The sequence below is a fragment of the Sphaerochaeta sp. S2 genome (assembly GCF_016406725.1).
Taxonomy (GTDB): Bacteria; Spirochaetota; Spirochaetia; order Sphaerochaetales; family Sphaerochaetaceae; genus Sphaerochaeta.
This window is the reverse complement of sequence record NZ_JAEKNT010000309.1, coordinates 1-2,088: the sequence shown is the minus strand read 5'-3', so window position 1 is coordinate 2,088 and position 2,088 is coordinate 1. Positions and strand designations below refer to the sequence as shown.

Annotated in this window: 1 protein-coding gene and 1 pseudogene; both read left to right on the top strand. The window is 36.1% G+C overall.

Translation table 11 applies throughout. From position 1 onward, the window contains the following. Positions 1-502 precede the first annotated feature (502 nt). Entirely contained in the window at positions 503-1,480 is a 978-nt protein-coding gene (locus JF818_RS09135) for a hypothetical protein (RefSeq protein ID WP_198891708.1), read from the top strand. Continuing rightward, positions 1,474-2,088: pseudogene (locus JF818_RS09130) on the top strand (hypothetical protein); the annotation flags it as partial. The gene JF818_RS09135 and the pseudogene JF818_RS09130, both read left to right, overlap by 7 nt.

The following is a 2,088-nucleotide window of genomic DNA, read 5'->3' as shown; positions in this document are numbered from 1 at the left end:
CCCGCTCCAGGTGAGCAAGCTTCTCTTTCCTTGTATAGGTGTGATAGTGCATCGATTACTTCTCCTTTCCTTGATTGATGATTGTGTTCATTCTATTGAAGGAGATTCGGTTGATTAAGAGCGATTTATAGTGCGCTTACTTTATGCCTTTGAAAGCGTGATTTGACGATTATAGGTACCGGGTAGAACTTCCACAAAATCCACAAACCTGAAAATATAGATCTTGCTGGATAACCCATAATAAAGGCTCAAGGGAGTAATCTCATGAGCCAATTTTTCTATATTCAACAATCAATTAACAACGAAATCGAGGCAGATTCCTGTCAGTCACATGGGCCAGCAGCAGGCATGGGGTATGTGAGTGTTGGTTTGTATGTTTATGCAATATGAGGTTCCTGAAAACCTATTTTGCAATTGGCTCATTAATCTATTGGTATTCGAATTGTTGAGATATAACATTTATATTGAATAATAACAGTATCAATGTTATTATTCATTTATAATGTTAAACAACAAAGACCCAGATATCCTACTCCTTCTCTCATACATTGAAAAAACCTTTGGGTTTAAAGGCAGCATCAGGCATTGGGAAGATGAACGGAAAATCCCACTTCTGCTCAAAGAACAGTACTCTTTTTATCTGCTTCGTTTATTAGATTCAGATAATCTTATTTTCATTGAGAATCGAGAAAACGGAAATACTCCGGCTGTCATTTCCAAACATTGCAAAATGCTTACAAACTATTGGTCCAAAGGAATTATCTATGTAAAAAATACGGTGTCCTCTACTGATCGAACTAGACTGATTCAAGCCAAAATACCTTTCATTATTCCAGATAAACAGCTGTATCTACCATTTATGGGAATGGATTTCAAAGAAATCTTTCCCCCCGAGAAAAGAAAAACTGGAAAGCTCAGTCCTTCCGCCCAGCTATTGGTTCTTGGAAAACTATATAAAAGGGATTGGACCGGAAAATCACCCTTTGAAATATCCCATAATTTACACATCTCAAACATGTCAGTAGGGCGTGCATTTAGTGAGTTAGAACTTCATCATATAGCATCCGTTCATACCTTAGGGAAAGAAAAGGTATTGGAATTCCATCTAAGTGGATTTGATCTTTGGAATACAGCACTGCCTATTTTAAGATCCCCTGTTACGTCAACAAAAACTTTCCCCTTTCAGGAAAGTAATAATCTGGTGCTTGCCGGAGAGTCTGCTCTTTCGAAATATTCTATGCTTAATGAACCACATATGACAACATTTGCCATATTTAATAGGTCAAAAGATATTTTAATTCATCCAAATATCGATAATCCTAATGAAGATATGATTATCCAGAAATGGGCCTATGATCCTCGAACCTTCTCAAAAAATGGTGTTGCCGATCCATTGTCTATATATCTTGAATTTAAAGAATCCGAAGATGAACGACTAAAACAAGCTCTTGAAGGGTTGATTAAGGATATACAATGGTAAAAGGATTAAATATTTTCAGGGAACACTTTAAAGGATTTGAAGATCGTTATGTACTCATAGGAGGCACTGCTTCAAGTATAATTATGGAAGAAGCAGGGGCAGAGTTTAGGGCTACAAAGGACCTTGATATAGTACTATGCATTGAAGCTCTGGATTCAGCTTTCGTACAAAAATTCTGGAATTTTATAGAAAATGGGGGATACTCAAATAAACAAAAAAGTTCAGGAAAAAAGCTCTTTTATAGGTTTCATTCTCCAGCCGACAAGAACTTTCCAACAATGCTCGAACTATTTTCTAAAGTTCCAGATTCTCTTGAAGTTTCAGCAAAAGATTCAGAACTTACACCAATACCGGTTGATGAGGAAATTTCTAGTCTATCAGCAATCCTTCTGGACTCAGCTTATTATGATTTTATCCATCAAAATATAACAATAATAGACAACCTGCCTATAATAGGATCCGAAATTTTAATTCCATTAAAAGCTAAAGCATGGTTGGATTTATCGGAAAGAAAAATGGCAGGAGAAACCATTGACTCCAAAAACATCAAAAAGCATAGAAATGATATCTTTAGATTATATCCACTTCTCCCAGGGACTCTTTCATTA